This window comes from Colwellia sp. F1, from assembly GCF_056238625.1.
This window is the reverse complement of record NZ_JBWDLI010000032.1, coordinates 1-5674: the sequence shown is the minus strand read 5'-3', so window position 1 is coordinate 5674 and position 5674 is coordinate 1. Positions and strand designations below refer to the sequence as shown.

The following is a 5674-nucleotide window of genomic DNA, read 5'->3' as shown; positions in this document are numbered from 1 at the left end:
ATAGATACTTAACATCTCTTGTCGAACCCTGTCATGAATCGACATGCCGCTACCGTTAAATTTCGGAGGTTTACCGCCTTTTGTAGCAGTCACATAAATGACTTTCTTTTCATCATCAATATCCGTGACCTTCCACCTACGGCCACCAAATATTAAGTGCTGATCTTTAAGAATTAGCGAATCAACGGGTAGCGTTCCGAGATTTTTACTTCCGGCAACAACACGGAACTCCTCTGGTGTTTTAAATACAGCATAGAAGATATAGGAATTGGTTATACGTTCGCCTTCACTTCCTAAGACTAGTTCACCGCTATTTAGCTGCTGTATCAGCTGAACTGTCCCCATATGGGACAATAGTTGTTTGAAGTGCTGAATAGATATTTCTTTGAATGATCCTTGCTCACATAACAGAGAGTACAACTGGTCTACTCTAACACTTCCCCACTGTGCTATTACGGCAAGAATTTGGTGTAAAAATGTTGAGAGGTGCATTTGCTCTGTATCTGCTGGCTCAAACCAATTCTCTACGATAAGCAACCGTATCATTGCTAATGACTGAACCAGCTCTAATCTAAGACCATCTACAATATTTGATTTATCACTCAGTTCATTTTCAGCGATGAGCGCTCGTAAAATAGAGGGTGAATTTCTTCTACCGGATCGACCTAACCGCTGTCGTAAACTTGATACTGAGTATGGAGCTGTAACCTGAATAACAGAACTTACTTTGCCGATGTCGATACCCAACTCTAAGGTCATGGTACAAATGGCAGTAGTAGGTAGGGTTTCTTTTTGTAATCTGGATTCTAAATCTTCTCGCAGCTCTTTGGCTAAAGAACCGTGATGTGGGAAAAATTCATTCGGTACGACTTGCTGTTCGCATAAATCGCTTAACTGCGCAGCAATACTTTCTGTCCGGCTACGACTATTCGCAAAAACCAGATGAGAGTCACCTCTACAGAGTTTGAAAATTTCCTGACAAATCTGTTGTTCGGCAGAGGTGCGTGTTTCATCAGCCATAATATCTACCGGTTCTAAATATCCCTTCACTTGAAACTTAATAGTGCTTTGGTATTGACTGCTGGTAATGATTTCACAAGGCAGACTATTATTCGGCCTGAGAGAAAGAGGAACTTTATCAAGCTCTCCAAGAGTCGCACTTAGCGCAACCCGTGGAATGGGGTTGGTAATTCGGCCTGTAATATGTTCAAGACGAGCAAGTAAAGAGAGTAATTGCTGACCTCGTTCTGTTCCGATAAACGCATGAAATTCATCAATGGCGATATATTTGAGTGAAGTGAAGGATTGTCTTATCCACCCCGGTTCTCTGACTAAGAGGGACTCTAATGATTCAGGGGTAATCAGGAGAATGCCGGAAGGATTATTTCTGGCTTTCTTCTTTTTTGATTGAAGGCTATCACCGTGCCACGGCGTAACCTGCATATCGAGCATATCACTTAAGCTTTCGAGTCTGCGGTACTGATCGTTAATCAGTGCTTTTAAAGGACTGATATACAGAATGTCAAAGCCGTTTTCCTCTTCGGTTATTGCACTACATGCTGGTAGAAAAAAAGCTTCTGTTTTACCTGCCGCTGTTGATGCGCTAATCAGTACATCTCTGTCACCAGCTAGAATCGGTGCGATTGCCCGTTTTTGTATTTCTCTTAAATCAAGCCAGCCCTGATTAAACAACCATTTTTGTACACGCTTATCAAGGCGCTGATATTCCTCTATCATAATTTGAAGTCAGCTAATCCATAAGAATTCATAATTTTGTCAGCCTCTTTGTCCACAATAATTTCATCTGTATCACTTGGTCGATCTTCTTCAATCGCAATAGATTGAACTAACTGTGACCATTGCATAGATGGGTTTTGATCTAGTACCGCCAGCATATCTAAAAATGCCTTGATGGTATTTCTCGGTGTACGGAAATAGGCATCTCCGATAGTCTGGCTGCAATGATGTAGAAATGATTTCAATGCATCATCTGGAACGAGATATTTAGAAGTATCACCCTCGGCAAATACATGGCGTAAATTCTTCAGGAGAATATAGAGTTCTTCTGGTGTTAAGTTCGCTAGATGAAGTGCTGGAGAGGAGTAATCAATCACACCTGCTCGCTGTGCAAAGCTGTTTTCAGCTAAACGGGATTGCAGCGCTTCATAGCTATATAACCCTCTGCGGGGATCTAGTAAAAACTCAGGTGTTCCACTCAGTAGAAATCCAAGATATTCTGCCGAACCCTGAAGGCAGTCATTTAAAATTCGTAGAATCTGCTCATAGTTAGATGTACGTGCTTGTGTGCTGCTTAATTTATAAAGATTGACCATCTCATCCAGATTAACTAGTAAGCCTTCATAGCCGGCCTGGCGTACAAATAGACTCATAAGTTTTAGCGCATCATAAAACGAGTTGTCTGAAATAATCGTTCTGACATCAAGATCCCTTCGGGCATCAGTCTTCGTAGTGTATTCAGCACGTAACCAACGAATAGCATTTGATTTTAGCTCTTCATTATCCTGCTCATGACCGTTCCAGTAAGCATCAATGACTTTTGCAAAATCATACCCACCAACCAGTTCAGATAAAGATGCTAATTTTTGATGTATTACTGTTGAAACATCGGTGTTCTTTTCATCTGCTTCTTTACGAGCTTGAGTTACAAACCGTTCTACAACACTGGCTAACGCATTTCCATCCGGCTTATTTCGAGTTGCCAGATTTCTCATAAGCTCGGAATAAAGATTTCGCGCCTGACCTGATGAAGCATGTATACGTCGATCAGGTGAAAGGTCCGCATTGACCGTAACCAGTTTCTTTTCAAGGGCAATAGAACGTACTACGCTCAGGAAGAATGTTTTCCCTGAGCCATAATCACCAATGATTAGTCTGAATGCTGCACCACCTTCAGAGATTCTTTCAATGTCCTTAAATAAAGCTTTGACTTCATTACTTCTACCTACCTGAATATGCTGAATCCCAATCTTAGGAGTCACGCCTGATTTCAGTGATTGAATGATTGCGTCACGCTCTTTTAACCGGATACGTTTTTCCATAAGTTTAACCTTCTATTTCTTCTACGATTTCCTGATCGATATAAATTGCGTCACCATCCTCTTCAAGTACCGCCGCATCCACTTTATCAAACGACCAGTCATTAATAGTTTCCAATGCTCCGCTAACCATCAGCCCTAAATCACGGCACAGCACTTCCACTTCTTCACGACTCCATCTATCTTTTCGTAGCAGGCTTTCAAACAAACTATAATGCTGTTTATCAATTCCGATTTTTTCCTCTGTATTTGCACTGTCCGTAGTTGAGTCACCGGATTCATTTATAGGTTCGTCCTCCACAAATATTGCGCCCAACATGCTTTGTACATCTTTAGTTTCTGATTCATGAATCGCTAGGAGACTTTCATTCAACTGGAACGAAGTAGGAGCTGAAGAAGCGGTTTCTGTTTGTGAGCTTGAAGGTCGTAAACCAGCTTTATTTGATGACATTCCATGAATGTCTCCAGTAACAAGGGTTTTATCAAGACCTAGTAAGGTATAGAGTTTTTCAAGTTGTTTGATTTCTTCTGGTTCAATTTTTCCATCAGCCATCGCCACACCGACAAGTATGCGGCTAACCGCTGCTTTTTCTGTTTTACCTAATGTTTCCAGTCTAGCTTTCAAGCCTGTGATATTTGAAGGTGTATTAAGTCTCCAAACCAAGTAGGCGTGTAGTGATTGTTTTTCGGTAGGTGATAGGTTGGTATCGTGGTCAATGAGCTGAGTTAATAAATTTAATTCTGCCTGATCGACATGAGAATCAATTGTGGCAACCATTGCCCCTAGACGGAGTGCCATGCCCATTTCACTATAAGCCCTGGATGGCTCAAAGTATTTGCCGTGTCCTTCAGGAAATAGAACTAACTTTCCATCTGCGCTCGTCTTAGTGTGATGGTAACGAGTATCAGGAGCTATGCCATAACCCGCTTTTTGAGCAAGGTTCTGAATTAAATAAGCTTCTTTTTTATTGATCTTGGAAGGCAAAGGTGATTTGGTATATGCCCAGAATTCCTCAACATTAACCAGCCCTTTTTTTGTTGAAATAGCATCATCTGCCCATTTCTTAAATTCACCTAATCCTGGCGTAGCTCCTAAATCACTGAGTTCGTCAGGCAATAACAATATGGCTTCAATGTCTGTCCGTGAAGCATCCGGTTTGGCGAGATACCTGCTATAAGCATCTAGTTCTGCTGTACATTTATCTGCAATTTCAATCAGCTTATTTACAGGACCTTTTAAATTACTTGGATCGGGAAGATCCTGTTGAGGCAAGGATATACCACGTAGAGAGGAGCTAGCGGGATGATACTCAATCCTTAGCCGTGTTTTATTGGGTTTAACAACAATGCCGTCACCATGTTTTTTACTATAGAGGAGTGTAAACATCTGGCTGAACTCATAACCACAACGCCGTGCCGGTTTCTTTAGATTATAATCTGGATAAAACCGAATCCAAGCCAATGCCAGTTCGGCGGGAATGGGCTTTTCATCATTTACCGTAGTGGCAAGTCGATGTTTAAATAATAGCGAATCTCTTTGAGGTGTTTTTTCCAATTTTGGATGTGATACTGCGTGAGGGCGTAGTAGACACATGATTTCCAATAGACGCGTTGAATAATTTGAAAAAGAGCGACTGCCTCCGTAAATGTCTTTTAATCGAAGTACTTCGTCAAATAATGACTTGAACTCAGCATCATCCACTGACTGTTTAATTGAATCAACGGTAACACGCCTTTCAAGGCCATAGAAATAAATAAAAACATAACCCAAGGGTGTGTCTGGATCATTTCTATTACCGGATAGCCAACTAAGGAAAGCTCCACGCCCTTTAGGTGAGAGCGATATAAATTTAGGCCAATAGCCTAAATTTTCATCTTCAAATGAGGAAGGTTTGTTTTCAATTTTTAGCGAATCATCAACTAATGAGGCTTCAGTTCCATACCCGTCTAATGAACTGAGCTTGCCACCATAATAAAAATTCCCCCCAGTAAAAGTTTGTTGTCCCTTTATGGTGATCGATTCGCCGGATTTTATCCATTTTCCCGGAGTCTTATTTTTACTTTTTTCTTCATCATAGCCATATGAAATACTGAAAGTAGCTAGATCATCGTCATCATCACCTTTACTGTTCGCCACAACCCGATTGTTTGTAGTCATGGTTACACCGAATTCATTTTTGGAACTTGGTCTATTATTCTTCTGAGCTTGTTGTTTTGAGGACGTTGCCATCATTGCTTTGATGACGAAGTACAAAATTACTGCGCCTCCTACTAATAACCAAAATTCCATATTCGCCTCAGTTGTGATTTTTCGGGGAATGCACAGTCGTTTTTGCTGCCGTATAACAGATATTAGGCTGCCTATCTTATGATTGAATGAACACGCTGGCACTTTTTTCCGGCAAATGCAGCCTGCCAGATTCTCCCAAGTCTATGATCCTTTAAGCTATTAATGATCATCAGACTGTATAGCCAAAATTCGCGCGACTGCTGCATTTCCAAGAATGACCGCTTTGGGTCGAAAACGGACTTCTAGCAAGGTGTCTCATCGCAATAACCGACTCCGCTTACGTTTATTCAACAACCTGCAACTATCAAAATCTATTTAGCCTAAAAGC

General features: G+C 41.1%; 3 protein-coding genes. All 3 read right to left on the bottom strand.

Going from position 1 to position 5674, the window contains the following annotated elements; translation table 11 throughout:
* On the bottom strand, nucleotides 1-1737 hold a 1737-nt coding region (locus AC0UA9_RS16605; protein ID WP_475661757.1), incomplete at its 3' end, for a DEAD/DEAH box helicase.
* Complete coding sequence (locus AC0UA9_RS16600; RefSeq protein WP_249016644.1) at nucleotides 1734-3059, bottom strand: ATP-binding protein; 1326 nt, start codon at nucleotides 3057-3059, stop codon at nucleotides 1734-1736. The genes AC0UA9_RS16600 and AC0UA9_RS16605, both read right to left, overlap by 4 nt.
* 4 nt (nucleotides 3060-3063) lie before the next feature.
* Nucleotides 3064-5346 carry a tellurite resistance TerB family protein gene (locus AC0UA9_RS16595; protein WP_249016645.1) on the bottom strand — a complete coding sequence of 761 codons (2283 nt, stop codon included), beginning with the start codon at nucleotides 5344-5346 and terminating at the stop codon, nucleotides 3064-3066.
* Nucleotides 5347-5674: the final 328 nt, after the last annotated feature.